This is a genomic window from Streptomyces sp. NPDC102259 (assembly GCF_044766465.1).
Lineage (GTDB): Bacteria > Actinomycetota > Actinomycetes > Streptomycetales > Streptomycetaceae > Streptomyces.
The window spans coordinates 55,013-79,759 of the sequence record NZ_JBIWMA010000012.1; the positions used below are offsets into that span (position 1 = coordinate 55,013).

25 protein-coding genes are annotated in these 24,747 nt (G+C 69.2%); 4 read left to right on the top strand and 21 right to left on the bottom strand.

What is annotated here, in order from left to right; genetic code table 11:
• Nucleotides 1–62: 62 nt before the first annotated feature.
• Complete coding sequence (locus ACIRPU_RS25870) at nucleotides 63–386, bottom strand: STAS domain-containing protein (protein ID WP_020131168.1); 324 nt, start codon at nucleotides 384–386, stop codon at nucleotides 63–65.
• 424 nt (nucleotides 387–810) lie between these two features.
• Here ACIRPU_RS25870 and ACIRPU_RS25875 point away from each other — a divergent pair, with 424 nt between their 5' ends.
• Complete coding sequence (locus tag ACIRPU_RS25875) at nucleotides 811–1,383, top strand: cob(I)yrinic acid a,c-diamide adenosyltransferase (protein WP_403871396.1); 573 nt, start codon at nucleotides 811–813, stop codon at nucleotides 1,381–1,383.
• Here ACIRPU_RS25875 and ACIRPU_RS25880 read toward each other — a convergent pair.
• A complete protein-coding gene (locus ACIRPU_RS25880) occupies nucleotides 1,380–1,973 on the bottom strand; it encodes a hypothetical protein (RefSeq protein ID WP_403871399.1) in 594 nt (197 codons plus the stop codon). The two genes, ACIRPU_RS25875 and ACIRPU_RS25880, sit on opposite strands and share 4 nt — an antisense overlap.
• A 153-nt stretch (nucleotides 1,974–2,126) precedes the next feature.
• Between ACIRPU_RS25880 and ACIRPU_RS25885 the strand changes: the two genes are divergently transcribed.
• The 3 genes from ACIRPU_RS25885 to ACIRPU_RS25895 all read left to right on the top strand — a co-directional run bounded on the left by ACIRPU_RS25885 (nucleotide 2,127) and on the right by ACIRPU_RS25895 (nucleotide 5,937).
• Nucleotides 2,127–3,320 (top strand): sensor histidine kinase, encoded by a 1,194-nt coding sequence (locus tag ACIRPU_RS25885; RefSeq protein ID WP_403871401.1) that lies wholly within the window; start codon nucleotides 2,127–2,129, stop codon nucleotides 3,318–3,320.
• On the top strand, nucleotides 3,317–3,997 hold the full coding sequence (locus ACIRPU_RS25890; RefSeq protein WP_403871404.1) for a response regulator: 681 nt from the start codon (nucleotides 3,317–3,319) through the stop codon (nucleotides 3,995–3,997). The genes ACIRPU_RS25885 and ACIRPU_RS25890 overlap by 4 nt, the downstream gene beginning before the upstream one ends.
• Before the next feature lie 116 nt (nucleotides 3,998–4,113).
• Entirely contained in the window at nucleotides 4,114–5,937 is a 1,824-nt protein-coding gene (locus ACIRPU_RS25895; protein ID WP_403871407.1) for a glycosyl hydrolase family 18 protein, read from the top strand.
• An 80-nt stretch (nucleotides 5,938–6,017) separates the two neighbouring features.
• On the opposite strand, the gene ACIRPU_RS25900 is transcribed toward ACIRPU_RS25895, so the two are convergent.
• From ACIRPU_RS25900 to ACIRPU_RS25990, 19 genes are all read right to left on the bottom strand, one after another.
• On the bottom strand, nucleotides 6,018–6,464 hold the full coding sequence (locus ACIRPU_RS25900; RefSeq protein ID WP_403871409.1) for a DUF2550 domain-containing protein: 447 nt from the start codon (nucleotides 6,462–6,464) through the stop codon (nucleotides 6,018–6,020).
• A gap of 173 nt (nucleotides 6,465–6,637) precedes the next feature.
• Nucleotides 6,638–7,012 (bottom strand): F0F1 ATP synthase subunit epsilon, encoded by a 375-nt coding sequence (locus ACIRPU_RS25905; protein ID WP_057584029.1) that lies wholly within the window; start codon nucleotides 7,010–7,012, stop codon nucleotides 6,638–6,640.
• 109 nt (nucleotides 7,013–7,121) lie between these two features.
• Nucleotides 7,122–8,558, bottom strand: a complete 1,437-nt coding sequence (gene atpD / locus ACIRPU_RS25910; protein WP_403871412.1) for a F0F1 ATP synthase subunit beta — start codon at nucleotides 8,556–8,558, stop codon at nucleotides 7,122–7,124.
• A complete protein-coding gene (locus ACIRPU_RS25915) occupies nucleotides 8,558–9,475 on the bottom strand; it encodes a F0F1 ATP synthase subunit gamma (RefSeq protein ID WP_351760743.1) in 918 nt (305 codons plus the stop codon). The genes atpD and ACIRPU_RS25915 overlap by 1 nt, the downstream gene beginning before the upstream one ends.
• Nucleotides 9,476–9,495: 20 nt before the next feature.
• Nucleotides 9,496–11,088: a F0F1 ATP synthase subunit alpha gene (gene atpA / locus ACIRPU_RS25920; RefSeq protein ID WP_385557847.1), complete on the bottom strand. Its 1,593-nt coding sequence runs from the start codon at nucleotides 11,086–11,088 to the stop codon at nucleotides 9,496–9,498.
• A 134-nt stretch (nucleotides 11,089–11,222) separates the two neighbouring features.
• Nucleotides 11,223–12,044, bottom strand: coding sequence for a F0F1 ATP synthase subunit delta (locus tag ACIRPU_RS25925; RefSeq protein ID WP_403871416.1), 822 nt, complete (start codon nucleotides 12,042–12,044; stop codon nucleotides 11,223–11,225).
• Nucleotides 12,041–12,589: a F0F1 ATP synthase subunit B gene (locus tag ACIRPU_RS25930; RefSeq protein ID WP_403871726.1), complete on the bottom strand. Its 549-nt coding sequence runs from the start codon at nucleotides 12,587–12,589 to the stop codon at nucleotides 12,041–12,043. The genes ACIRPU_RS25925 and ACIRPU_RS25930 overlap by 4 nt, the downstream gene beginning before the upstream one ends.
• Nucleotides 12,590–12,634: 45 nt before the next feature.
• Nucleotides 12,635–12,880: an ATP synthase F0 subunit C gene (atpE, locus tag ACIRPU_RS25935; RefSeq protein ID WP_403871419.1), complete on the bottom strand. Its 246-nt coding sequence runs from the start codon at nucleotides 12,878–12,880 to the stop codon at nucleotides 12,635–12,637.
• A 90-nt stretch (nucleotides 12,881–12,970) separates the two neighbouring features.
• Complete coding sequence (atpB, locus tag ACIRPU_RS25940; protein ID WP_355704139.1) at nucleotides 12,971–13,780, bottom strand: F0F1 ATP synthase subunit A; 810 nt, start codon at nucleotides 13,778–13,780, stop codon at nucleotides 12,971–12,973.
• Nucleotides 13,781–14,002: 222 nt separating this feature from the next.
• Nucleotides 14,003–14,416: a hypothetical protein gene (locus tag ACIRPU_RS25945; protein ID WP_355704138.1), complete on the bottom strand. Its 414-nt coding sequence runs from the start codon at nucleotides 14,414–14,416 to the stop codon at nucleotides 14,003–14,005.
• A 304-nt stretch (nucleotides 14,417–14,720) separates the two neighbouring features.
• Nucleotides 14,721–16,091: an MraY family glycosyltransferase gene (locus ACIRPU_RS25950; protein ID WP_403871424.1), complete on the bottom strand. Its 1,371-nt coding sequence runs from the start codon at nucleotides 16,089–16,091 to the stop codon at nucleotides 14,721–14,723.
• A 173-nt stretch (nucleotides 16,092–16,264) separates the two neighbouring features.
• The gene (gene glyA / locus ACIRPU_RS25955) at nucleotides 16,265–17,527 is read right to left on the bottom strand and encodes a serine hydroxymethyltransferase (protein WP_403871427.1); all 1,263 of its coding nucleotides are present in this window, start codon (nucleotides 17,525–17,527) and stop codon (nucleotides 16,265–16,267) included.
• Nucleotides 17,528–17,745: 218 nt separating this feature from the next.
• Nucleotides 17,746–18,423, bottom strand: coding sequence for a protein-tyrosine-phosphatase (locus tag ACIRPU_RS25960; protein WP_403871430.1), 678 nt, complete (start codon nucleotides 18,421–18,423; stop codon nucleotides 17,746–17,748).
• Entirely contained in the window at nucleotides 18,420–19,067 is a 648-nt protein-coding gene (locus ACIRPU_RS25965) for an L-threonylcarbamoyladenylate synthase (RefSeq protein WP_355704135.1), read from the bottom strand. Before ACIRPU_RS25965 ends, ACIRPU_RS25960 begins: the two co-directional genes overlap by 4 nt.
• A gap of 53 nt (nucleotides 19,068–19,120) precedes the next feature.
• Nucleotides 19,121–19,966 (bottom strand): peptide chain release factor N(5)-glutamine methyltransferase, encoded by an 846-nt coding sequence (gene prmC, locus ACIRPU_RS25970; RefSeq protein ID WP_020131188.1) that lies wholly within the window; start codon nucleotides 19,964–19,966, stop codon nucleotides 19,121–19,123.
• A 45-nt stretch (nucleotides 19,967–20,011) separates the two neighbouring features.
• Nucleotides 20,012–21,088, bottom strand: a complete 1,077-nt coding sequence (prfA, locus tag ACIRPU_RS25975) for a peptide chain release factor 1 (protein ID WP_355704134.1) — start codon at nucleotides 21,086–21,088, stop codon at nucleotides 20,012–20,014.
• A 108-nt stretch (nucleotides 21,089–21,196) separates the two neighbouring features.
• Nucleotides 21,197–21,421 carry a 50S ribosomal protein L31 gene (rpmE, locus tag ACIRPU_RS25980; protein WP_355704133.1) on the bottom strand — a complete coding sequence of 75 codons (225 nt, stop codon included), beginning with the start codon at nucleotides 21,419–21,421 and terminating at the stop codon, nucleotides 21,197–21,199.
• A 150-nt stretch (nucleotides 21,422–21,571) separates the two neighbouring features.
• Entirely contained in the window at nucleotides 21,572–22,711 is a 1,140-nt protein-coding gene (locus ACIRPU_RS25985; RefSeq protein ID WP_403871435.1) for an LCP family protein, read from the bottom strand.
• Nucleotides 22,712–22,880: 169 nt separating this feature from the next.
• Complete coding sequence (locus ACIRPU_RS25990; protein WP_403871438.1) at nucleotides 22,881–24,686, bottom strand: trypsin-like serine protease; 1,806 nt, start codon at nucleotides 24,684–24,686, stop codon at nucleotides 22,881–22,883.
• Nucleotides 24,687–24,747 lie beyond the last annotated feature (61 nt).

Here is a 24,747-nt window from a genome sequence, read left to right on the forward strand (position 1 = left end):
ACAGTCTCGTGAGGATTGCGCCCGTCGCTCGTTTTCCGCCGCAGGCCACGCCCCCTGGGGGGTCAGACCCGGGGCAGGGATTCCACTCCGATACCGCCCTCGATCGCGAGGATCCGGTGCAGTCGGGTGGCCACCAGCAGGCGTTGCATCTGCGGAGGCACCCCGCGCAGCACCAGGCGTCGGCCGCACCGGCCCGCCCGTCGGTGGACGCCCATGATGACGCCGAGTCCGGTGGCGTCCCAGGAGTCCAGCTCGGACAGGTCGAGCACCAGGTCGCCGACTCCGTCGTCCACGGCCGTGTGGAGGGCCGTACGGGCGTCCGCCGCACTGCGGACGTCGAGACGGCCCCCGACGACCAGCTCGACGTGGTCGCCCCTGATGTGCATAGCGCTCCCCTAAGCCTGCGTCTCGTGCTCCGCGGTGTGGTGTCCGGTGTTGCATCCTCTGACTGCGGGAAGCGGTCGGAGGTTGCCGTCTGTGAGCGAACCGATACCGAATTCACTCGCAGGGGTGAGGCCCATGGGGCCTGTGCGGTTTCGGTGCTTGTAGAAGCCCTGCCCGCTCAAGCGTCCGATGTCACCGGCGTCAACCATCCGGCGCAGCCGCTCCGCATGCCTCTCGGCGGGAGATTAGCGGGCGTGAGGCGCTGTGTGACCGGTTAGTAACGCGGCTCACGTCTCAGGGCGTGAGACGCCGGTCACGTCGTCAATTACTGTCCGATTCAGGCCGATTGGACCGGGACTGACCGGGCGCCGACCGCAGTGACGAAGGGAACGGATCGGATTGCCGGGGACGGTCTAGATTGGCCGCATGGTCAATCTGACGCGCATCTACACGAGGACCGGCGACCAGGGCACCACCGCTCTCGGCGACATGAGCCGGGTCGCCAAGACCGACCTGCGGATCGCCGCGTACGCCGACGTCAACGAGGCGAACGCGGCGCTCGGCACGGCGCTCGCGCTGGGCGGCCTGGACGAGGAGCTCGTCGGGGTCCTCACCCGGGTCCAGAACGACCTGTTCGACGTGGGCGCTGACCTGTCGACGCCGGTGGTGGAGAACCCGGAGTTCCCGCCCCTGCGGGTCGAGCAGTTCTACGTCGACCGTCTGGAGGCGGACTGCGACCGGTTCAACGAGCGGCTGGAGAAGCTGCGGTCGTTCATCCTGCCCGGCGGCACCCCGGGCGCGGCCCTGCTCCACCAGGCCTGCACGATCGTCCGGCGGGCCGAACGTTCCACCTGGGCGGCGCTGGAGGTGCACGGTGAGCGGATGAACCCGCTCACCGCGACCTATCTCAACCGGCTCTCGGACCTGCTGTTCATTCTGGCCCGCACCGCCAACAAGGCGGTCGGCGACGTGCTCTGGGTGCCGGGCGGGGAGCGCTAGCGCATCTTGGCCGGTTCCCGCTCCGATCCGCCGTTCGGTTCGGCCTTCGGCCCGGACTTCGGTTCGGACTTCGGGAACAGGGTGTAGCTCCCCGCGATGACGAGGTTGACGCCGATCACCCACAGCATCCGCAGCTGCCACGCCCGCAACGAGCCGGTCTCGCCGTCCCCGCCGACGTACCGGACGGCCGCCTGGAGCAACGCCACGGCGACCAGCGCGGCGAGGGTCCAGCGGCCCGCGACCTTCCATTCGTGGACGGCGCGGGCCCTGCCGTACTTCGGCGGCCGCACCGGCGGCGGGCCGCCGGCGAAGCGGTGGGCGACCCGGGCGTCCGCCCACCTGACGGTGGAGTGGCCGAGGCCCACGGTGAAGCCGATGTAGACGGCGGCGAGGCCGTGCCGCCAGTCCGGCTCGGCGCCGTTCTTGAGGTCGATCGCGGTCACCGCGAACAGCACGACCTCCAGCAGCGGCTCGCACAGCAGCAGGGCCAGCCCGAGACGCGGCATCCGGAACACGTACCGGAAGGCCAGTCCGGCGGCCAGCAGCACCCAGAAGGCCACCTCGCAGGCGATGATCAGTCCGACGATCACGGTTCGCTCCTCTCGCTCACCCTTCCAGGCTCCCGGGCGGGGGAGCGCGTCTCGTCGTCGGCGGTGACGAACTCGCGGTACATCGAAAGATGCAGTTCGGGACCGTTCGGGGGGAGCAGGCGGACGGGACGCGCGGCGTGTTGGATGGAGGGCATGGCCGTCCGAGAACCGCACCGCCTACGCCGCCCGCACCGCCCGCACCGCTTCGACGTGTACATCGCGGTCGGCGGGCTGCTAGGCGGGCTGCTGCTGGTCGCCATCGGTCTGGGCACCCGGCCGTCCGACGATCCGATCGCGCTCCTCGACGGCCCCTGGCCGGTCGTCGTGCCGCTCTGTGTGATGGCCGGCTGCGAGGTGCTGCGCCGGATCGCGCCGCGCACGGCCCTGCTGATCGGCACGGCCGCGATCGTCCTGGACACCCTGACCCAGGGCAATCTGTTCACGGTGCTGATGTACACCGACGTGATGTACGCGGCCGTCCTGTACGGCCCGCTCGCCTCGGCCCGCCGGATCCAGTGGATCACCGGTCTGCTGACGGTGGCCGGGACCCTGGTGCCGTTCGCGGTGTGGCGGGTGCCGGAGGCCCTGCTGATCGGGGTGGTGGTCGGCATCGTGGCCTACGCGCCCGCCGCCACCGGCTGGATCGTACGCAACCACCGCGACGCGGCCGAGGCCGCCCGGCTGCGGGCCGAACAGACCGCGCTGCTCGCCGAGATCGACCGCGCCCAGGCCGTCACGACCGAACGGGCCCGGATGGCGCGGGAGTTGCACGACATGGTCGCCAACCACCTGTCCGCGATCGCCATCCACTCGACGGCGGCGCTCTCGATCGACGACCCGGACACGTCCAGGCAGGCGTTGTCCGTCATCCGCGAGAACAGCGTCGAGGGGCTGGCGGAGATGCGGCGGCTGATCGGGATCCTGCGCGACGGCAGCGGGGACCGCGAGCCCGCCGCGGCCCCCACCCTGGGCGGCCTGGAGGCGCTCGTCGACGGCGCCCGCGCCAATGGCCTCGACGTCACCCTCGCCGCCGAGCACGGCGAGGTGCCGGCCCCCGTCGAACTCGCCGCTTACCGGATCGTCCAGGAGTCGCTGACCAACGCGCTGAAGCACGCGTGCCCCGGCCGGGTCACCGTCGCCCTCGTGCGGCGCGACGGGATGCTCGACGTGCGGGTACGGAGTCCCTACGGCCGTCGGGACGGGCCCCGCGCTCCTGGTTCCGGCGCCGGGCTCGTCGGGATGCGGGAGCGGGCGGCGCTGCTCGACGGCACGTTCGACGCCGGGCCGGAGGACTCCTGCTGGACGGTGCGCGCCACATTCCCCCTCGTCGAAGGAGAGCCCGTATGAGCTCCGCCGTCCGGGTCCTCGTCGCCGAGGACCAGTCCGCCGTGCGCGCCGGGCTCGTCCTGATCCTGGGCAGCGCGTCCGACATCGAGGTGGTCGGGGAGGCGGCGGACGGGGAGCAGGCGGTGGCGCTGGCCCGGGAGTTGCGGCCCGACGTGGTCCTGATGGACGTTCAGATGCCGCGGCTCGACGGGGTGTCGGCGACCCGGAAGGTCGTCGAGGAGGGGCTCGCGGACGTCCTGGTGCTGACCACCTTCGACCTCGACGAGTACGTGTTCGGGGCGCTGCGGGCGGGCGCTGCGGGGTTTCTGCTCAAGAACACGGAGGCGAGGGATCTGCTGGCGGCGGTCCGTACGGTGGCCGGCGGGGAGGGGCTGATCGCTCCCGCGGTGACCCGCCGGCTGATCGCCGAGTTCGCCGCGAAGCCGGTGCGGGCTCCGAAGGCCGACCCCGCCGTCCTGGACTCGCTGACCCGGCGCGAGCGCGAGGTGCTGGCCTGTCTGGGCGAGGGGCTGTCGAACGCGGGCGTCGCCGGGCGCCTGGACATGGCGGAGGCGACGGTGAAGACGCACGTCAGCCGTCTGCTGGGGAAGCTGGAGCTGCGCAGCCGGGTGCAAGCCGCTGTGCTGGCCCAGGAGTTGGGCATCCGGGCCGGATCCGAGGGGGCTCCGGAGGTTTAACGGGGCGCAGTGGTCCAGACCTATTGACCTGTGGTCCAGACCTTTCTATTCTCGCGGCACCGTGGGCGTGAAGGCTCAGTCACGCCCCCCCCCGACTCCCCCCGAGGAGGCGCAGGATGCGCTTCAGACACAGAGCCGCGGCAGGGTTCGCGACCCTGTTGCTCCCGTTGGCCGGCCTGGTCGGCCTCGCGAGCCCGGCCCAGGCCGCCACGACAGCCACCGCCACCTACACCAAGGCATCGGACTGGGGCACCGGCTTCGAGGGCAAGTGGACGGTGAAGAACACCGGTACCACTGCCATCAGTTCATGGACGGTCGAGTGGGACTTCCCCTCCGGCACCTCCGTCACCTCCGCCTGGGACGCCGACGTCACGTCCTCCGGCACCCACTGGACCGCCAAGAACAAGTCCTGGAACGGCTCCCTCGCCGCCGGCGCGTCCGTCTCCTTCGGCTTCAACGGCGCGGGCTCCGGATCGCCGGCCAACTGCAAGCTCAACGGCGGCAGTTGCGACGGCACGACGGTCCCGGGCGACGCCGCCCCGTCCGCCCCGGGCACCCCGACCGCCTCCGCCCTCACCGACACCTCGGTGAAGCTGAGCTGGTCCGCCGCCACCGACGACAAGGGCGTCAAGAACTACGACGTCCTGCGCGACGGCGCCAAGGTCGGCACGGTCACGACGACCACGTACACCGACAGCGGTCTGACGGCCGGCACCGACTACTCCTACACCGTCCAGGCCCGTGACACCGCCGACCAGACCGGCCCGGTCAGCGGCGCGGTCGCGGTCCACACCACCGGCGGCGGCACCACTCCCCCGACCACCGGCTCCAAGGTCAAGCTCGGCTACTTCACCGAGTGGGGCATCTACGGCCGCAACTACAACGTCAAGAACCTGGTGACGTCCGGTTCGGCCGCGAAGATCACGCACATCAACTACGCGTTCGGCAACGTCACGGGCGGCCAGTGCGCGATCGGCGACTCCTACGCCGACTACGACAAGGCCTTCACCGCGGACCAGTCGGTCAGCGGCGTCGCCGACACCTGGGACCAGCCGCTGCGCGGCAACTTCAACCAGCTGCGCCAGCTGAAGGCCAAGTACCCGAACATCAAGGTGCTGTGGTCCTTCGGCGGCTGGACCTGGTCCGGCGGCTTCGCCCAGGCCGCCGCCAACCCGGCCGCGTTCGCGCAGTCCTGCTACAACCTGGTGGAGGACCCGCGCTGGGCCGACGTCTTCGACGGCATCGACATCGACTGGGAGTACCCGAACGCCTGCGGTCTGTCCTGTGACACGAGCGGCTCGGCGGCCTACAAGAACCTGATGCAGGCCCTGCGCGCCAAGTTCGGCACGGGCAACCTGGTCACCGCGGCCACCACGGCCGACGGCACCTCCGGCGGCAAGGTCGACGCCGCCGACTACGCGGGCGCCGCGAGTTACGTCGACTGGTACAACGTGATGACGTACGACTTCTTCGGCGCTTTCGACGCGGACGGCCCGACCGCTCCGCACTCCCCGCTCACCACCTACAGCGGCATCCCGCAGGCCGGGTTCACCACGGCCGACGCAATCGCCAAGTTCAAGTCGAAGGGCGTGCCCGCGAGCAAGCTGCTCATCGGCATCGGCTTCTACGGCCGCGGCTGGACCGGTGTCACCCAGGACGCCCCGGGCGGCACGGCCACGGGCCCGGCGCCCGGCACCTACGAGCAGGGCATCGAGGACTACAAGGTCCTCAAGACGTCCTGCCCGGCCACCGGCACCATCGCCGGCACGGCGTACGCCAAGTGCGGCAGCAACTGGTGGTCCTACGACACCCCGGCCACCATCGCCGGGAAGATGACCTGGGCCAAGAACCAGGGTCTGGGCGGCGCGTTCTTCTGGGAGTTCAGCGGAGACACCACCAACGGTGAACTGGTGGGCGCCATCAACAGCGGCCTGTCGTGACCGTCGTAGAAAAGTTCGCTTGATCCAGCGACGTTCACTCTCCTCCGGACTGCACTTCGTCCGGGGGAGAGTGAACGCGGCTAAGCCACATTCACTCGCTGACCGGGCGGGGCCGCCTCGAGCCACGCGAGGAAACCGGTCAGCGCGTCCTCGCTCATGGCGAGCTCGATGCGCGTGCCCTGGTGCACACAGGTGAGGATCACCGCGTCGGACAGCAGCGCCAGCTCCTCCTCGCCCTCGGGAAGACGGCGGCCGGCCACCTCGATCGAGCCGCGCTCCAGCACCCGGCGCGGACGGTAGGCGTACGAGAAGACGCGGTACCACTCGATGCGGTCGCCGTTGTAGCGGGCGACGCCGTAACTCCAGCCTTTTCCGCTCGTGTCGAGTTTCTCGGAGACGTCCCAGCGCAGGGAACAGTCGAAGGTGCCGCCGGACCGCTGGATGAGCCTGCGGCGCAGACCGAAGACGAACAACCCCAGCGCCACCAGGGCCACGACGCTTCCGCACACAGTCAGAGCGAGGACCATCGACACCGACCTCCTCGTCTCCTAGGTACCGAAAATAGGTAACGGAACGGAAAAAACATCCATATCTGCCTCAGCCGCGGTCGGCACCGGATTGCTCCGGTGCCGACCGCGGCTGAGTGACGTCAAGCGGCTCTGCTCCCCCTGAGCCTACGGGCCTGGGAGAGGCCCCAGGGTCAGCGCGAGGCCGCCGCACGCAGTCGTACGTCCGCGCGACGCTCGGCGGCGGCATCGCCCTCCGCCTTCGCGCGCTCGAGCTCCCGCTCCACGCGCTGGACATCGATCTCGTCCGACAGCTCGGCGATCTCGGCCAGCAGCGACAGCTTGTTGTCGGCGAACGAGATGAAACCGCCGTGCACCGCGGCGACGACCGTTCCACCATCACTCGTACGGATGGTCACCGGGCCCGACTCCAGCACACCGAGCAGCGGCTGGTGACCGGGCATGACGCCGATGTCGCCCGACGTGGTGCGCGCGACGACCAGGGTGGCCTCACCGGACCAGACCTCTCGGTCGGCCGCGACCAGCGCGACGTGCAGCTCAGCAGCCAAGGTGGCTCCTCGGGTCACCACCCGGCGGATCTGCCGGGTGTTGGTTACAAGTCTAGTGGGCGTACGAAGAGGGGCGGGAGGCGCCCGCCCCTCTTCAAGAGCACGAGGCTCAGGAGACGCCGAGCTCCTTGGCGTTGGCCTTGAGGTCCTCAATGCCACCGCACAGGAAGAACGCCTGCTCCGGGAAGTGGTCGTAGTCACCGTCGATGATCGCGTTGAACGCGGTGATCGACTCGTCCAGCGGAACGTCCGAACCGTCGACGCCGGTGAACTGCTTGGCGACGTGGGTGTTCTGGGACAGGAAGCGCTCCACGCGACGGGCACGGTGGACGGTGAGCTTGTCCTCCTCGCCCAGCTCGTCGATACCGAGGATCGCGATGATGTCCTGAAGGTCCTTGTACTTCTGCAGGACCGTCTTGACGCGCATCGCGGTGTTGTAGTGGTCCGCCGCGATGTAGCGGGGGTCCAGGATGCGGGACGTGGAGTCCAGCGGGTCCACGGCCGGGTAGATGCCCTTCTCGGAGATCGGACGGGAGAGAACCGTCGTCGCGTCGAGGTGGGCGAACGTGGTGGCCGGGGCCGGGTCGGTCAGGTCGTCCGCGGGGACGTAGATCGCCTGCATCGAGGTGATCGAGTGACCGCGGGTCGAGGTGATGCGCTCCTGGAGGAGACCCATCTCGTCGGCCAGGTTCGGCTGGTAGCCCACCGCGGAGGGCATGCGGCCGAGCAGGGTCGAGACCTCGGAACCGGCCTGCGTGAAGCGGAAGATGTTGTCGATGAAGAACAGCACGTCCTGCTTCTGCACATCGCGGAAGTACTCCGCCATGGTCAGACCGGCCAGGGCCACGCGCAGACGGGTGCCCGGGGGCTCGTCCATCTGACCGAAGACCAGGGCGGTCTTGTCGATGACGCCCGACTCCGCCATCTCCTCGATGAGGTCGTTGCCCTCACGAGTGCGCTCGCCGACACCGGCGAACACGGAGACACCGTCGTGGTTGTTGGCGACGCGGTAGATCATCTCCTGGATGAGCACCGTCTTGCCGACGCCGGCACCGCCGAACAGGCCGATCTTTCCACCCTTGACGTACGGGGTGAGAAGGTCGATGACCTTGACGCCGGTCTCGAACATCTCGGTCTTCGACTCGAGCTCGTCGAAGCGCGGGGCCTTGCGGTGGATGGTCCAGCGCTCACCGTCGTAGGTCTCGTCGGTGTTCAGCACCTCACCGAGGGTGTTGAACACCTTGCCCTTGGTGAAGTCGCCGACCGGAACGGTGATGCCCGTGCCGGTGTCGGTCACCGCGGCCCGGCGGACCAGACCGTCGGTGGGCTGCATCGAGATGGTGCGGACCAGGCCGTCACCCAGGTGCTGGGCGACCTCCAGGGTCAGCGTCTTCAGCTCGCCGTCCTTCGCCGGGTCTGCGACCTCGACGTGCAGGGCGTTGTAGATCTCCGGCATCGCGTCGACGGGGAACTCCACGTCGACGACCGGGCCGATCACCCGGGCGACGCGGCCCGTGGCAACGGCCGTCTCAACAGTGGTCGTCATTACTTGTCACTCCCCGCGGTCGCGTCGGCGAGGGCTGCGGAGCCACCGACGATCTCGCTGATTTCCTGGGTGATTTCGGCCTGGCGGGCCGCATTGGCAAGTCGGGAGAGCGTGGTGATCAGGTCTCCCGCGTTGTCGGTGGCCGACTTCATCGCGCGGCGCGTGGCGGCATGCTTGGAGGCGGCCGACTGGAGCAGCGCGTTGTAGATACGGCTTTCGACGTACCGGGGCAGCAGGGCGTCGAGGACGTCCTCCGCCGACGGCTCGAAGTCGTACAGCGGAAGGATCTCGCCCTTCGGCGCCGACTCCTTGGCCACCTCGTCGAGGCTGAGCGGCAGCAGACGGTCGCCGAGCGCCGTCTGCGTCATCATCGAGACGAACTCGGTGAAGACGATGTGGAGTTCGTCCACGCCGCCGTCCGCCGTCTCCGTCTCGATGGCCTCGATCAGCGGACCCGCGACGTTCTTCGCGTCCGCGTAGGTGGGCTCGTCCGTGAAGCCCGACCACGACTCCACGACCTTGCGCTCGCGGAAGTTGTAGTGGGCCAGACCGCGGCGGCCGACGATGTACGTGTCGACCTCCTTGCCCTCCGCCTCGAGGCGCGCCGTCAGCTGCTCGGCGGCCTTGATCGCGTTGGAGTTGAAGGCGCCGGCCAGTCCGCGGTCGCTCGTGAGGAGCAGCACCGCGGCACGGGTCGCCGTCTCCGCCTCCGTGGTCAGCGGGTGCTTGGTGTTCGAACCGGTCCCGACCGCCGTGACCGCGCGGGTGAGCTCGGTCGCGTACGGCGCGGAGGCCGCCACCTTGCGCTGCGCCTTGACGACACGCGAGGCGGCGATCATTTCCATCGCCTTGGTGATCTTCTTGGTCGCGGTGACGGATCGGATGCGACGCTTGTAGACCCGGAGCTGGGCTCCCATGAGTCAGGTCCCTTCCGTCGTCACTTGGCCGCGGCGGCCGGAGCGTCTTCGCCGAGAAGCTTGCCGTCCGAGGTCTCGAACTGCTTCTTGAAGTCGGCGATGCCGTCCGCGATGGCGGTGAGGGTGTCGTCCGACATCTTGCCGCCCTCCTTGATGGAGGTCATGAGGCCCTGCTCCTTGCGGTGCAGGTACTCCAGCAGCTCCTTCTCGAAGCGGCGGATGTCGGCGACCGGGACGTCGTCCATCTTGCCGGTGGTACCGGCCCAGACGGAGACGACCTGGTCCTCGGTCGACATCGGCTGGTACTGAGCCTGCTTGAGCAGCTCGACCAGTCGCTGACCGCGCTCCAGCTGGGACTTCGACGCGGCGTCCAGGTCGGAACCGAAGGCGGCGAACGCCTCCAGCTCACGGTACTGGGCGAGGTCGAGGCGGAGGCGGCCGGAAACCTGCTTCATCGCCTTGTGCTGCGCGGAACCACCGACTCGGGAGACGGAGATACCGACGTTCAGCGCGGGGCGCTGACCGGCGTTGAACAGGTCCGACTCCAGGAAGCACTGGCCGTCGGTGATGGAGATGACGTTGGTCGGGATGAACGCCGAGACGTCGTTGGCCTTCGTCTCGACGATCGGCAGACCGGTCATCGAGCCGGCGCCCAGCTCGTCGGAGAGCTTCGCGCAGCGCTCCAGCAGACGGGAGTGCAGGTAGAAGACGTCGCCCGGGTAGGCCTCGCGGCCCGGCGGGCGGCGGAGCAGCAGGGACACGGCGCGGTAGGCGTCGGCCTGCTTCGAGAGGTCGTCGAAGATGATGAGGACGTGCTTGCCCTCGTACATCCACTGCTGGCCGATGGCCGAACCGGTGTACGGCGCCAGGTACTTGAAGCCGGCCGGGTCGGACGCCGGGGCGGCGACGATGGTCGTGTACTCCAGCGCGCCGGCCTCTTCGAGGGCACCACGCACGGAGGCGATGGTCGAGCCCTTCTGACCGATGGCGACGTAGACGCAGCGGACCTGCTTCTTCGGGTCGCCCGAGCGCCAGTTGTCACGCTGGTTGATGATCGTGTCGACGGCCAGGGCGGTCTTGCCGGTCTGACGGTCACCGATGACCAGCTGACGCTGGCCACGGCCGATCGGGGTCATCGCGTCGACGGCCTTGTAGCCGGTCTCCATCGGCTCGTGCACCGACTTACGGGCCATGACGCCCGGAGCCTGAAGCTCCAGGGCGCGGCGGCCGGACGTCTCGATCTCGCCGAGGCCGTCGATCGGGTTGCCGAGCGGGTCGACGACACGGCCGAGGTAGCCCTCGCCGACGGCGACGGACAGGACCTCTCCCGTGCGGGTGACCGGCTGGCCCTCCTCGATGCCACTGAACTCACCGAGGACGACGGCGCCGATCTCGCGCTCTTCCAGGTTGAGCGCGAGGCCGAGGGTGCCGTCCTCGAACTTCAGCAGTTCGTTGGCCATGGCCGAGGGCAGGCCCTCGACCTTCGCGATGCCGTCGCCGGCAAGGGTGACCGTACCGACCTCCTCGCGCGAGGCCGCGTCCGGCTTGTACGACTGGACGAAGTTCTCCAGCGCATCCCGGATCTCCTCCGGCCGGATCGTGAGCTCCGCCATCTGGGTTCCCTGCTCTCCTTGTTGGGCCCGAAGTTTCACTTTGGGGGGATGGGGACTCCCCCCGAAAAGAGGTGAATCCTCTGCACGGCCCAACCAGGGCCGCCATCAGTTCGTACTGCGGTCTTGAGTTGCTGCTAGCTCGCCATGCGACGGGCGACGTTCTCGATACGGTCCGCGAGGGAGCCGTTGATCACCTCGTCACCGACCTGCACCCGGATCCCGCCGAGGACCGCGGGGTCCACGTCGAGGTTGAGGTGCATCGGGCGGCCGTAGAGCTTGGCGAGGGCGGCGCCGAGGCGCTGCTTCTGCGGGTCGCTCAGCGGTACCGCCGAGGTGACGACGGCGACCATGCGGTCCCGGCGCTCAGCGGCGAGCTTGGACAGGGCTTCGAGGCCCGCTTCCAGGCTACGTCCACGGGGCGCGGTCACGAGGCGCGTCACAAGTCGCTCGGTGGCCGCGTCGGCCCGGCCGCCGAGCAGGCTGCGCAGCAGCTCGCTCTTGGCCGAGGCGGTGGCCTTCCGGTTGGTCAGCGCGGCGCGCAGCTCGAAGTTCGAGGAGACGATCCGTCCGAAGCGGAACAGTTCGTCCTCGACGTTGTCGAGCGTGCCGGCCTTCTGCGCGGCGGTGAGGTCGGCGATGTCCGCCAGCTCCTCCAGCGCGTCCACCAGGTCGCGGGACCGCGACCAGCGGGCACGTACCGTGCCGGACACCAGGTCGGCGGTGGTGCCGCCGATCTGGGCGCCGAGCAGGCGCTGGACCAGCTCGGCCTTGGCCTCGCCGGCCTGCGCCGGGTCGGTGAGGACCCGACGCAGCGAGACCTCGCGGTCGAGCAGCGCGGTGACGGCCGCCAGCTCGTCGGCCAGCTGCGCAGCGTCCACGGACGTGGAGTCCGTCAGCGCGTCGAGACGCTCACGGGCTGCTGCGAATGCCTCGCGGCTGGCTCCGTGTGCGGTCATCGAGACGCCTCGGCCTTCTCCTCGAGGTCGTCGAGGAAGCGGTCGATGACGCGGCTCTGGCGGGCGTGGTCCTCGAGGGACTCCCCGACGAGCTTGCCGGCCAGTTCGGTGGCGAGCTTGCCGACGTCCTGGCGCAGCGCGGACGCGGCGGCCTTGCGGTCCGCCTCGATCTGGCTGTGCCCGGCGGCGACGATCTCCTCGCGCTGGCGCTGGCCTTCCGCACGCATCTCGGTGATGAGTACGGCGCCCTGCTCCTGCGCCTCCTGGCGCAGCCGCGCGGCCTCGTGACGGGCCTCTGCGAGCTGGGCCTTGTACTGCTCCAGGACGCTCTGGGCCTCCGTGCGAGCAATCTCGGCCTGTTCGATCCCGCCCTCGATGGCTTCGCGACGCTCTTCCAGAACCTTGTTGATGTTCGGAAGGAGCTTCTTGCCCAGGACGAAGAACACGATCGCGAACGCGATCAGACCGATGACGAGCTCGGGGATCTCCGGGATCAGAGGATTCTGGGCCTCCTCCGCAGCCGCGATTTGCAGCAAGGGCGAGATCACATCAGTTCCTTCCGTGGAATTCTCTCGTCGGCGTAGACCGGATCAGGCCGTCGGGTAGACGAAGCCCATGACCAGACCGATCAGGGCGAGCGCCTCACAGAGGACGAAGCCGAGGATCTGGTTCTGACGGATCAGGCCGGCGGCCTCGGGCTGGCGAGCCAGCGCCTGGGTGCCGTTACCGAAGATGATGCCAACGCCGACGCCGGGGCCGATGGCCGCGAGACCGTAGCCGATGGCAGCGAGGTTGCCCTTGATTTCGACCGCGGCGAGGGTGTCGAGAGCGGACATGCCGTAACTTCCTTCTCTTTACACAGGCCGGTGGGGGTTGGCCACCGGAAGTTCAGGGGGTGTTGATCAGGTGCTCAGTGGTGCGGCTGCTCAGTGGTGCTCGGCGAGCGCGCCCTGGATGTAGCTGGATGCCAGGAGGATGAAGACGTAGGCCTGGAGGGCCTGGATGAACAGCTCGAAGACCGTCATCACGAGGACCATCAGGAACGAGACCGCCGAGTAGGCGATGCCGATGCCGTTGAGCAGGTACCAGGTCCCGATGGTGAAGATCAGGATCAGCACGTGCCCGGCGAACATGTTGGCGAAGAGCCGGACGGCGTGGGTGAAGGGCCGGATGAACACGTTCGACAAAAACTCGAAGAACATGACCATCGGGAACACCGGGCCGAGCGACGGGTCGTAGCCGGTGATGTTCTTCCAGCCGCCGATGAAGCCGTGGCGCTTGAACGTCACGCTCATCCACACGATGTAGACGATGGCGGCGAGACCGACCGGGAACGCGATGACCGCGGTGGCCGGGAACTGGGCGAGCGGAATGATCGACCAGAGGTTCATGATCCAGATGAAGAAGAACAGCGAGAACATCAGCGGGACGTACTTCTCGCCCTCGCGCTTGCCGATCGTCTCGTAGACGACCCCGCGACGGACGAAGTCGTAGCCCGCCTCGCCGACCATCTGGAGCTTGCCGGGAATCAGCTTCGGCTTGGCGAAGGCCGCCCAGAAGAATCCGATGACGATGACGGTGCTCACCAGCGAGAGCAGCATCGGCTTGTTGAACTCGATGCCGCCGACGGTGAAGAGCGGTTCGAAGAGGAACGAGTGCAGGCCGGGGGTCGGGAAACCGCACCCGTCGAAAATATGACAGTCGGTCTCGAAGGCGAGCGTCTTGGCGTTACTCACCGCGAGCTCCTTCAGCGTGGCGCATGGGTACGGCAACCTCGATGTGTCGGCGCGGCCTGCGACCGCGGGACGGCACTGGACTGGACTTGCGGATGTGGGGGCGGCTACTGGGCTCCGAACCGTGAGACGTCACAGGCTCGACTGCCGCCCGCGCCAGCTCTGCCGCAGTTGTGGCGAGACCATAGCAAAAGAGCGGAAGTCCCTTTACACCGGCCCTACAGGTCACGACGACGTCCGAGCGGAATCCGGCTCGACGTAGAGGACCTTGGCCTTCATGTGCGAGACCACCTGGGCGGCGATCCACACCAGGGTGGCCCCCAACAACGTGAAGGCGAAGCATTTCGGGTTGAAGGCCGAGGTCCCCTTGAACGTGATCAGCACGATCATCAACAGCAGGATCTGGGTGGTGTAGAGCAACAGCCCCATCGACTGGAACAGATGGGGAAGCTGGCGCGCGGTGCGCAGCAGCACCACCAGACCGCCGCCCATGAACAGCAGGACGAGAACCGCACCGAAGACGGCGCCGAGCGCTCCCTTGCCGCCGGCAACGGCGGCACTCACCGCGACTCCCGCCACACCCGCGGTTGCGGTGGGCAGGGCACAGTGCAGGAGTGTTCGTACGTCGTTGGACTGCATGGCGGCAACTCCGCATTCAAGGGGGGCAGGGTGTCGTCATGGACGAGCGTAGTCCCGGCCCGAGGGGCGAGAGACCTCACGCCACCTCACTCCAATGAACCGTCGTGGTGCGGTCCTTCGGCTCTCTCCGGGGGGTTCTCGTGAACCGTATCACAAACTATTTGATGAGGTCTTTACCTGGTGGGTGTGCTCGCTGTCACACATGAGAGTGACAGTGCACGTCTGCGCAGGAACCAGGGGGTCTTGTCTGGTATTGGGGGGCTTTGCCCACCACGGGTTCTCCCACGACTTGGCAATGCTCTAGTCAGATTCTTACCTTGGAGCCGCCCCGGCCACCGATCGCGGTGGCCCCGTTCGCCCCCGAAACCCCCACCGTGACAGGGCTCTGCCCGTCGACGGCGGCGGGCTGCTCGGGGCCGGCCGGGCCGTACTGCCCGGCGGGCGCCGTGGCCTCCTGTGCCCCGGCCTCCAGCGCCCCGGCCTCCTGCGTCTCGGCCTGCGCGCTGCCCCGGCGCCGGTAGCGCGGCGGCACGAAGGCCTCGGCCCAGCGCGGGGTGCGCGGCCGGAAGCGCGGCAGCAGGAGCAGCGCCAGACCGATCGCGCTGAGGATCACGACACCGAGGACGATCCACATGGAAGCCGCGTTGACGGAGTAGGTGAGCGCGCCGAACGCGATCAGCGCCGACCAGAAGTACATGATCAGCACCGCGCGGCTGTGCGAGTGCCCGATCTCCAGCAGCCGGTGGTGCAGGTGCCCGCGGTCCGCGGCGAACGGCGACTGACCGCGCCAGGTGCGGCGCACGATCGCCAGGATCAGGTCGGCCGCCGGGATCGCGATGATCGTCAACGGCATCAGCAGCGGGATGTAGACCGGCACCATCTGGTGCACCGCGTTGCGCTCGGAGCCGGAGAACAGCCGCATGATGTCCGGGTCGACCTGCCCCGTGACGGAGATCGCGCCCGCCGCCAACACCAGCCCGATCAGCATCGAGCCGGAGTCGCCCATGAAGATCCGCGCGGGGTGCATGTTGTGCGGCAGGAAGCCCAGGCACATGCCCATCAGGATCGCCGCGAACAGCGTCGCCGGGGCGGCGGCCTCGATGCCGTACGAGTACCAGATGCGGTAGGCGTACATGAAGAACGCCGCCGAGGCGATGCACACCATGCCCGCCGCCAGGCCGTCGAGGCCGTCCACGAAGTTGACCGCGTTGATCGTGATGACCACCAGCGCGACCGTCAGCAGGGTGCCCTGCCACTGGGTCAGCGCGACCGTGCCGACCAGCGGCACCGGCAGCCACAGGATGGTCAGACCCTGCATGACCATGACGCCGGCGGCGATCATCTGGCCGCCCAGCTTGATCAGGGCGTCGATCTCGAACTTGTCGTCCAGGACGCCGATCAGCCAGATCAGCGCGGCCCCCGAGAGCAGGGCGCGCGGCTCGTTCGACTTCTCGAAGACCTCGTTGAGGTTGGTGAGGTGGTCGGCGACCAGCAGGCCGGCGCACAGGCCGAAGAACATGGCGATCCCGCCGAGCCGCGGAGTGGGTTCCCGGTGCACGTCACGGGCCCTGATCTCCGGCATCGCTCCGGCCACGATCGCGAATTTACGTACCGGCCCTGTCAGCAGATACGTCACCGCGGCCGTGATGCAGAGCGTCAGCAGGTATTCACGCACGGGCTTCCCCACAGGTCTCGCCGGCCATCTCAGTCCCACACCCTAGCGATCGACTACCGCACGGCGCATATGTGTGAGGACTACCGGGTAGTGACGATGGTTTCACGTGAGGCTGTGCGACAGGACGCACGGGGGTGCGCACGGGGGGTGTGTACGCGGTGCGCCCACCCGGTTCAGCCCGGATAGGGCGGAAACGCCAGGGCCAGCTCACGCACCTCCTCGCGGGCCTTCCTGCCCTCGACCTCGTCCCGCAGCACCCCCGCCAGCAGCGCCGCGACCCGCGTCATCTCCTCCTCCCGCATGCCCTGCGTGGTCAGCGCCGCGGTGCCCAGACGCAGGCCACGGGCGTGCGCGGCGGTGACGTCGGCATCCGGCACATGCGGGAGGGCGCAGCAGTCCAGCACCATCCCGGCGGCCGCGAGCAGCCCGCGCGCGGTGCGCCCGTCGACGCCGAGCGGCGCCGGGTCGGCGGTGATGAGGTGGGTGTCGGTCCCGCCGGTCGTGACGGTCAGCCCCTCCGCCGCCAGGGCCGCCGCGAGAACCCTCGCATTGGCGACCACCTGATGGGCGTACACGGAGAACGCCGGGGTCGCCGCCTCGCCGAACGCGACCGCCTTCGCGGCGATGGTGTGCATCTGCGCCCCGCCCTGCGTGAACGGGAACACCGCCCGGTCCACCCGCTCGGCGAGTCCGCCGCCGCACAGGAGCATCCCGCCGCGCGGCCCGCGCAGCACCTTGTGCGTGGTGGCGCAGACGATGTCCGCGTACGGCACCGGACTGGGCGCCGCTCCCCCGGCGACGAGCCCGATGGGATGCGCGGCGTCGGCGATCAGATAGGCGCCCGTCTCGTCGGCGACCTCGCGGAAGAAGGCGTAGTCGATGTGGCGCGGGTAGGCGGTGGACCCGCACACGATCGCCTTGGGCCGGTGGCCGCGGGCCAGCGTGCGGACCTGCTCGTGATCGACGAGCCCGGTCTCCGCGTCCACCCCGTAGGGGATGAAGTCGAACCAGCGGCCGGAGAAGTTCGTCGGCGAGCCGTGCGTGAGATGGCCGCCGTCGGGCAGCCCCAGGGCCAGGACGGTGTCGCCGGGCCGGAGCAGCGCGGCGTAGGCGGCCAGCATCGCCGAAGAGCCCGAGTGGGCCTGCACGTTGGCGTGTTCGGCGCCGAACAGCGACCTGGCGCGGTCCACGGCGATCCGCTCGGCGATGTCGACGATCTCGCAGCCGCCGTGGTGCCGGGCCCCCGGATAGCCCTCCGCGTACTTGTTGGCGAGCGGCGAGCCGAGGGCGGCCAGCACGGCGGGCGAGGTGAAGTTCTCGGCGGCGATCAGCTGGAGCGTCGTCGCCTGCCGCTCCCCTTCCCCGAGCAGGATCTCGGCCAGCTCGGGGTCCTGCCGGCGCAGGACATCGGCCTCGGGGACATGGGTGACCGACATGATGTGCTCCGGGCGTCGACGGTGACGTACGTCCAATGTAGGCCCGGGGTGTGGGGCGCGCGCGGTCGCCGTCTCCTCGCGGGAACACCGGTGAGCGCCATGGCGACCGGGTCCGGGCCACGGTGCGGCCCTCTCCCTGACGCGCCCCCTGACGCGTCCCTCGCACCGCTTCGTCCTTGGCCGTCCTGGCCGGCCCTCGCAGGGCGGCGGGCCGGGCGTCAGGCGCGCGCGGGGACGCCCGTCAGCGCGGTCACGACCGGGTCCAGGGCCTGGTGTATCTCGTCGCCGATCGAACGGAAGAACGGCAGGGGCGCCCCGTACGGGTCGTAGACCTCGTCCGCCTCGAGGGTCGGGGCGAGGAGCCACCCGCGTAGCGCCGCCGCCGCGCGGACCAGGGCCCGGGCGCGCATCACCACGCCTTCGTCCAGCGGCGGGAGGGTGGCCGGGTCGATGGCGTTCACCAGGCGGGTGAACTCCTTGAGGGTGAAGGTGCGCAGGCCCGCCGAGTGGCCCATGGAGATGACCTGGGCGCGGTGGTCGCGGGTCGCCGTCAGGACCAGGTCGGCCATGATGACGTGCTCGTCGAGCAGCTCGCGGCCGGTGAACCCGGAGGCGTCCGCGCCGAAGTCGGCCAGCACGGTCTCCGCGTTGGCCTCCATGGACGCGCCCTCATGACCCCAGGTGCCCGCGCTCTCCACGATCAGCCCGCGGCCCAGCACCCCGAGCCGCTGCGACACGAAATGCCGGGTCAGCCGCTCGGTGATCGGTGAGCGGCAGACGTTGCCGGTGCTGACGTGGAGGATGCGGAAGCTGTCGCGCGGAAACCCGAACGTCGTCGTCTGTTCCGCGGCACGGTCCCCGTTGCCTATGCCACGCCCCGCGTCAGGGGCTGTCAATTCGCCACCTCGAGGTCGGGTACGACCTTCCGCAGCTCGTCCGCGGAGATCGCGCCCGCACGCAGCAGCAGCGGCACCTCTCGGCTGACGTCGACGATCGAGGAGGGCACGTTGCCGGGGGTCGGGCCGCCGTCGAGGTAGACGGAGACGGAGTCGCCGAGCATCTCCTGGGCGTAGTCGCAGTTCTCCGGCGCCGGGTGCCCGGTCAGGTTCGCCGACGACACCGCCATCGGGCCGACCTCGGTCAGCAGTTCGATGGCGACCGGGTGCAGCGGCATACGGACGGCGACCGTGCCGCGGGTGTCGCCCAGGTCCCACTGGAGGGACGGCTGGTGCTTGGCGACGAGCGTCAGCGCGCCCGGCCAGAACGCGTCGACCAACTCCCAGGCCATCTCGGAGAAGTCCGTGACGAGCCCGTGCAGCGTGTTCGGGGAGCCGATGAGGACGGGGGTGGGCATGTTGCGGCCCCGGCCCTTGGCCTGGAGGAGATCGGCGACGGCCTCCGACGAGAACGCGTCGGCGCCGATGCCGTACACCGTGTCGGTCGGGAGGACCACGAGCTCGCCACGGCGGACGGCGGACGCGGCCTCGCGCAGACCGGTCACGCGGTCGGTCGCGTCGTTGGTGTCGTATCGCCGTGCCATTTAGCGGGCCTCCTCGTACACGTACTGCTGCGGGTCGAAAGTGTGGGCGGCGCTCATGGCGTCGCCCGGCGGGCGGTCGCGAAGCGCGGACGCTTGTTGAGGTCGGGGTGGTCGGCCGCGTCGGCCCAGCCCCGCTCCTCGGTGAAGATCCACGGGACCTGGCCGCCCTGGGTGTCGGCGTGCTCGATGACGACGACACCACCGGGACGCAGCAGCCGGTGCGCGGTGCGCTCGATGCCGCGGATCAGGTCGAGGCCGTCCTCCCCCGAGAACAGGGCGAGTTCGGGGTCGTAGTCGCGCGCCTCGGGCGCCACGTACTCCCATTCGGTGAGCGGGATGTACGGGGGGTTGGAGATGACCAGGTCGACCTGGCCGTCGAGGTCGCGGAAGGCGTCCAGGGCGTCTCCCTGACGCAGGTCGACCCTGGACCCCTCCATGTTCTTGCGCGTCCAGCGCAGGGCGTCCTCGGACAGCTCCACGGCGTGCACACGCGAGCGCGGCACCTCCTGGGCGAGGGCGAGCGCGATGGCGCCGCTGCCGGTGCACAGGTCGACGATGCGGGGCTCGACGACGTCCATGGCACGTACCGCGTCTATCGCCCAGCCGACCACGGACTCGGTCTCGGGGCGCGGTACGAAGACGCCGGGGCCGACCTGGAGCTCCAGATACCGGAAGAAGGCCCGCCCGGTGATGTGCTGGAGCGGCTCGCGCTGCTCCCGCCGGGCGATGGTCTCCCAGTAACGGGCGTCGAAGTCGGAGTTCTTCACGGAGTGGAGTTCACCGCGTTTCACGCCGTGCACGAACGCGGCGAGCTCCTCCGCGTCGTTGCGCGGCGAGGGCACGCCGGCGTCGGCCAGCCGCTGGGTGGCCTGGGCCACCTCTGCGAGCAGCAGGTTCACGCAAGTCCTCCGTGTCGTACTCGTCGTGCGTACGTCCTACAACGCTTACGCGGCCGCGAGCTTGGCGGCCGAGTCCGCGTCGACGCAGGCCTGGATCACCGCGTCGAGGTCGCCGTCCAGGACCTGGTCCAGGTTGTACGACTTGAAGCCCACGCGGTGGTCCGAAATGCGGTTCTCCGGGAAGTTGTACGTGCGGATCTTCTCGGAGCGGTCGACGGTGCGGACCTGGCTGCGGCGGGCGTCGGCGGCCTCCCGCTCCGCTTCCTCCTGCGCCGCCGCGAGCAGCCTGGAGCGCAGGATACGCATCGCCTGCTCCTTGTTCTGCAACTGGCTCTTCTCGTTCTGGCAGGAGGCGACGACTCCGGTGGGAATGTGCGTGATGCGCACCGCGGAGTCGGTGGTGTTGACGGACTGCCCGCCGGGCCCGGAGGACCGGTAGACGTCGATGCGGAGGTCGTTCGCGTTGATCTCGACGTCGACCTCCTCGGCCTCGGGCGTCACGAGCACACCGGCGGCGGAGGTGTGGATCCGCCCCTGGGACTCGGTCGCCGGCACCCGCTGCACCCGGTGCACGCCGCCTTCGTACTTCATCCGCGCCCAGACGCCCTGCCCGGGCTCGGTGGCCCCCTGGCCGCCCTTGGTCTTCACCGCGACCTGGACGTCCTTGTAGCCGCCCAGCTCGGACTCGGTCGCGTCGATGATCTCGGTCTTCCAGCCGACGCGCTCGGCGTACCGCAGGTACATGCGCAGCAGGTCGCCGGCGAACAGAGCCGACTCGTCGCCGCCCGCGCCCGCCTTGATCTCGAGGATGACGTCCTTGTCGTCGGACGGGTCCCGCGGCACGAGCAGCAGCCGCAGCTTCTCCGTCAGCTCCTCGCGCTGCTTCTCCAGCACCTTGACCTCGGCGGCGAAGTCCGGGTCGGCGGAGGCGAACTCGCGCGCGGTCTCGACGTCGTCACCGGTCTGCTTCCAGGAGCGGTACGTGCCGACGATGGGAGTGAGCTCGGCGTAGCGCTTGTTCAGCTTGCGCGCGTTGGCCTGGTCGGCGTGGACCGACGGGTCGGCGAGCTTCTTCTCCAGGTCGGCGTGCTCTCCGAGCAGCTCCTCGACGGCCTCGAACATGATGCGCTCCTGAATGACGTGCGTGGGGGAAGGGCGGGCGACCAAAAACGCCGGTCCCGGCGTGCCCCTGGGCGGGGACACTGCCGTGGACCGGCGAAGAGGGGCTCGCTACTTCTTGGAGCCGGCGGGAGCCTTGCCGAAGCGGGCCTCGAAGCGGGCCACACGGCCACCGGTGTCGAGGATCTTCTGCTTGCCCGTGTAGAACGGGTGGCACTCGGAGCAGACGTCGGCGCGGATGGAACCGCTGTCGATCGTGCTACGGGTGGTGAACGACGCGCCACAGGTGCAGCTGACCTGCGTCTCGACGTACTCGGGGTGGATGTCGCGCTTCAAGGTGTCTCCTAGTTTCGGGAGGGCGCCGGGTCGCTGTCGCGGGATACGACCAACGTGAACCGGAGCCGACGTACCAGTCTGCCAGGACTGGCCGCATCCCCCAAAACCGGGGGGCGGGGGGATCTATTCCCCGGGGCCCCGACGAGCCCCTCAGGACGACGTCACGACCCCCGCCGCCTCGCCGGTGGCGGTGCCTTCGGTGGCGGCCTTCGGGATGGGCCGGTCGTTCTTCAAGGCCGTCCAGACCTGCTTCGCCTTCGCCTCGGCGACGATGACCCGGTTGAGGTTGGTCGGGTCGTACCGGACCGGCATCGTGACCATGTTCATGTTGGCGGCGCTGATGCCCTTGAGTCCGTTCGCGAACGACATCAGGGAGTTCAGCGAGCCGAGCCGGGAGTCGGCCGTGACGGCCTTGGTCGCGGTGTTGGCGAGGTCGTACAGCTTGGTGCCGCTGGTGAACAGGCCGACGTGCTTGACCTGGTTGACCAGGGCCTTGATGAACGCCTGCTGGAGCTGGATGCGGCCGAGGTCGGAGCCGTCGCCGACGCCGTGCCGGGTGCGGACCAGGCCGAGGGCCTGCTCGCCGGAGAGCGTGTGCGTGCCCGCCTCGAGGTTCAGGTGGCTGTCGGGGTCGTCGATGGCCTTGGTCGTGGTGACCTGCACGCCGCCGAGCTCGTCGATGAGCTTCTCGAAGCCTGAGAAGTCGACTTCCAGGTAGTGGTCCATGCGGATGCCGCTGATCGACTCGACGGTCTTCACGGCGCAGGCCGCGCCACCCGTCGAGTACGCCGAGTTGAACATCACGTCGGACGCGGCGTCGTGCGTGACGCCGCCCGTGTCGGTGCAGGCCGGACGTTCTATGAGCGTGTCGCGCGGTATGGAGACCACGCTGGCCTTCTTGTGGCCCTCGTACACGTGGATGATCATCGCGGTGTCGGAGCGGGCGCTGCCGTCGTCCGTGCCGCCGCCGAGCTTCTTGTTGGAGCCGCTGCGGGTGTCCGAGCCGAGCACGAGGATGTTCTCGGAACCGTTGTCGACCTTGGTGGGCCGGTCGGTGCCCAGCGCCTGGTCGATGTCGACGCTCTTGATGTTGCCGTTGAGCTTGAAGTAGAGGTAGCCGACGCCGGTGCCGCCCAGCACGAGGACGCCCGCGGCGATCCACGCGGCGGTCAGCACCCCCTTGCGGCGGCCACGCTGCCTGCGGTGGCGCGGCCCGTCGCTGCCGGTCGCCCCGCTCGTTGTGCCGGCCTCACCCGGGGTACCCGGCTCCGGCGTGCTCTCGGCGGACATGTGCTCCTCTGTTCTCGTGCAACCTCACCATCGTCACTCCGCCAGGTCAGACGGGGAAACTCGGGACAGGGTTGCACAACGCACCGTGCCCGGTCCGCGAGGGACCGGGCACGGTGCGTGACCCGGGCGAGCCGGGTCCACCCCCGCTCACCTGCGCGTTCGGCCGGACTCAGCCGAACAGGTCGTACTGCTTGTAAGTCGTCCCGAGTGAGACCCTTGTGGCAAAGATCGCAGTGGTGGCCTTTCCGGTGCCCTTGTACAGGTACAGGGTGCCCGCCGGGGTGCGGGCCAGCAGGTCGGCCAGACCGTCGCCGTTGACGTCTCCGACGGCCGCGATGACGTTGTACGTCGTGTTGCTCCAGGTGGCGACCTTGATACGGGCCGCGAAGGCGCTGGTGGCGGTGCCGTTGCCCTTGTAGAGGTAGAGCGCGCCGGTGGCCTTGTCGCGGGCGATCAGGTCCGTCTTGCCGTCGAAGCTGAAGTCGCCGTGACCGCGCACGACGTTGTACGCGTTCCAGCCCGTGCCGTTCTTGACGGGCGCGGCGAAGGTGCCGTTGCCCTTGCCCGGGTAGACCCACAGGGCGCCGGCCGAGTCGACGGCGAGCAGGTCCGGAAGGTAGTCGCCCGTGACGTCGCCGGGGGCGACGATCTGGGTGCGGGTCTTCCAGTTGTCGCCGATGAGCTTGTTGACCCAGGTACCGCTCGCGGGCACCCAGTGCTTCCAGAAGACGTCGCCGTCGGAGGTGCGGCGCATGATCAGGTCCTGGAAGCCGTCCCGGTCCAGGTCGGTCTGCACGACGAGGTTGTAGGCGCTCATGGAGCCCCAGGTCTCGCCGCCGGCCAGCGAGGTGCCCTTGGAGTACAGGTCGCGCGCGACCTTGGTGGACGCGTTGCGCACCCACAGGTCGGCGAGGTGGTCACCGTTGAGGTTGGTGTCGTCCATGCGCGGATAGGCGCTGGCGGCGTACGTGGAGATCTTGCTGAAGACGCTGTACGCGCCGCTCTCGACGCAGTCCTTCACACCCCAGGAGACGACGCCCACGATGCGGTTCTCACCGGCCGCGTTCTTGACGATCAGCGGGCCGCCGGAGTCGCCGTTGCAGGCGGTGGTGGTGCCCGTGTCGCTGCCGGTGGCGGGCGTACCCGCGCACACCATGTGACCCTTGAGGTACTCGGCTCCGTAGTAGCCCGAGCAGGTGGCGTTCGACTGGATCGGCAGCTCGGCCGTCTTCAGGGTGTCGGAGATGTCCTGCGTGGCGGAGCTGGTGCGGCCCCACCCGTACAGCGTCGCCTTGGTGCCGGTGGCGTACGAGGCGCTGTCGGTGTTCGTGGTCATCTTGACCGGCGTGGCCGTGACCGGCGTCTCCAGCGTCAGCACGGCGATGTCGTTGTCGAGCGTCGTGTCGCTGTACGACCAGTGGTTCCACTGGCGCGAGACGAGCGAGACGGTGCCGCCGTGCACGTTGCCGTCGGCGGACATCAGCTGGGTGCTGCTCGTGACGGCCCAGCCGTTGGCATACCAGTTGTAGCCCTTGACGCAGTGCGCGGCGGTCAGGATCTTCGTCGGCGAGATCACGGAGCCGCCGCAGAAGAAGCCGATGTCGTCGCTGGTGGTGTCGGTGCCCCGGTCGTCGGAGTACCAGAGCTGGGCCATCCACGGCGCGGTGGTGATCGTCGTCGTGGTGCCGCCGATGATCTTCGGATTGATCGTTCTCGGGCTCGCGCTCGCGCTCAGGGACTCCTTGGCGCTCGACCCCGGTGTCTCGTCACCGGCGACGGCGAGAGGGGCGCGCTCCTTGAGCTCCTGGGCCGACATCGTCCTGGCGGGCGCGGGCGTCGGCGGCGTCTCCGCGGCCTGCGCCGAGGACAGGAACAGCGCGCCGGCGACGGCGGCGGCAAGTCCGGCCGCGGCGACGGGCAGCGCGATCCGTATCCGGCGTCTGTGACGACCGCCCCCTGACGTGGGTGTACCCACTCAAGTCCCCCCTAGGGATCAAGAAGTTCGAAGAAGTCCGCATCTGAAGATTGCGTGAAGG

What these genes read in the sequence shown, in the direction of transcription:
- ACIRPU_RS25870 (WP_020131168.1), bottom strand. Translation starts at nt 386, where the DNA reads ATGCACATCAGGGGCGACCACGTCGAGCTGGTCGTCGGGGGCCGTCTC.
- ACIRPU_RS25875 (WP_403871396.1), top strand. Translation starts at nt 811, where the DNA reads ATGGTCAATCTGACGCGCATCTACACGAGGACCGGCGACCAGGGCACC.
- ACIRPU_RS25885 (WP_403871401.1), top strand. Translation starts at nt 2,127, where the DNA reads ATGGCCGTCCGAGAACCGCACCGCCTACGCCGCCCGCACCGCCCGCAC.
- ACIRPU_RS25890 (WP_403871404.1), top strand. Translation starts at nt 3,317, where the DNA reads ATGAGCTCCGCCGTCCGGGTCCTCGTCGCCGAGGACCAGTCCGCCGTG.
- ACIRPU_RS25895 (WP_403871407.1), top strand. Translation starts at nt 4,114, where the DNA reads ATGCGCTTCAGACACAGAGCCGCGGCAGGGTTCGCGACCCTGTTGCTC.
- ACIRPU_RS25900 (WP_403871409.1), bottom strand. Translation starts at nt 6,464, where the DNA reads ATGGTCCTCGCTCTGACTGTGTGCGGAAGCGTCGTGGCCCTGGTGGCG.
- atpD (WP_403871412.1), bottom strand. Translation starts at nt 8,558, where the DNA reads ATGACGACCACTGTTGAGACGGCCGTTGCCACGGGCCGCGTCGCCCGG.
- ACIRPU_RS25915 (WP_351760743.1), bottom strand. Translation starts at nt 9,475, where the DNA reads ATGGGAGCCCAGCTCCGGGTCTACAAGCGTCGCATCCGATCCGTCACC.
- atpA (WP_385557847.1), bottom strand. Translation starts at nt 11,088, where the DNA reads ATGGCGGAGCTCACGATCCGGCCGGAGGAGATCCGGGATGCGCTGGAG.
- ACIRPU_RS25925 (WP_403871416.1), bottom strand. Translation starts at nt 12,044, where the DNA reads ATGACCGCACACGGAGCCAGCCGCGAGGCATTCGCAGCAGCCCGTGAG.
- atpE (WP_403871419.1), bottom strand. Translation starts at nt 12,880, where the DNA reads ATGTCCGCTCTCGACACCCTCGCCGCGGTCGAAATCAAGGGCAACCTC.
- ACIRPU_RS25945 (WP_355704138.1), bottom strand. Translation starts at nt 14,416, where the DNA reads ATGCAGTCCAACGACGTACGAACACTCCTGCACTGTGCCCTGCCCACC.
- glyA (WP_403871427.1), bottom strand. Translation starts at nt 17,527, where the DNA reads ATGTCGGTCACCCATGTCCCCGAGGCCGATGTCCTGCGCCGGCAGGAC.
- ACIRPU_RS25965 (WP_355704135.1), bottom strand. Translation starts at nt 19,067, where the DNA reads ATGGCACGGCGATACGACACCAACGACGCGACCGACCGCGTGACCGGT.
- prfA (WP_355704134.1), bottom strand. Translation starts at nt 21,088, where the DNA reads ATGTTCGAGGCCGTCGAGGAGCTGCTCGGAGAGCACGCCGACCTGGAG.
- ACIRPU_RS25985 (WP_403871435.1), bottom strand. Translation starts at nt 22,711, where the DNA reads ATGTCCGCCGAGAGCACGCCGGAGCCGGGTACCCCGGGTGAGGCCGGC.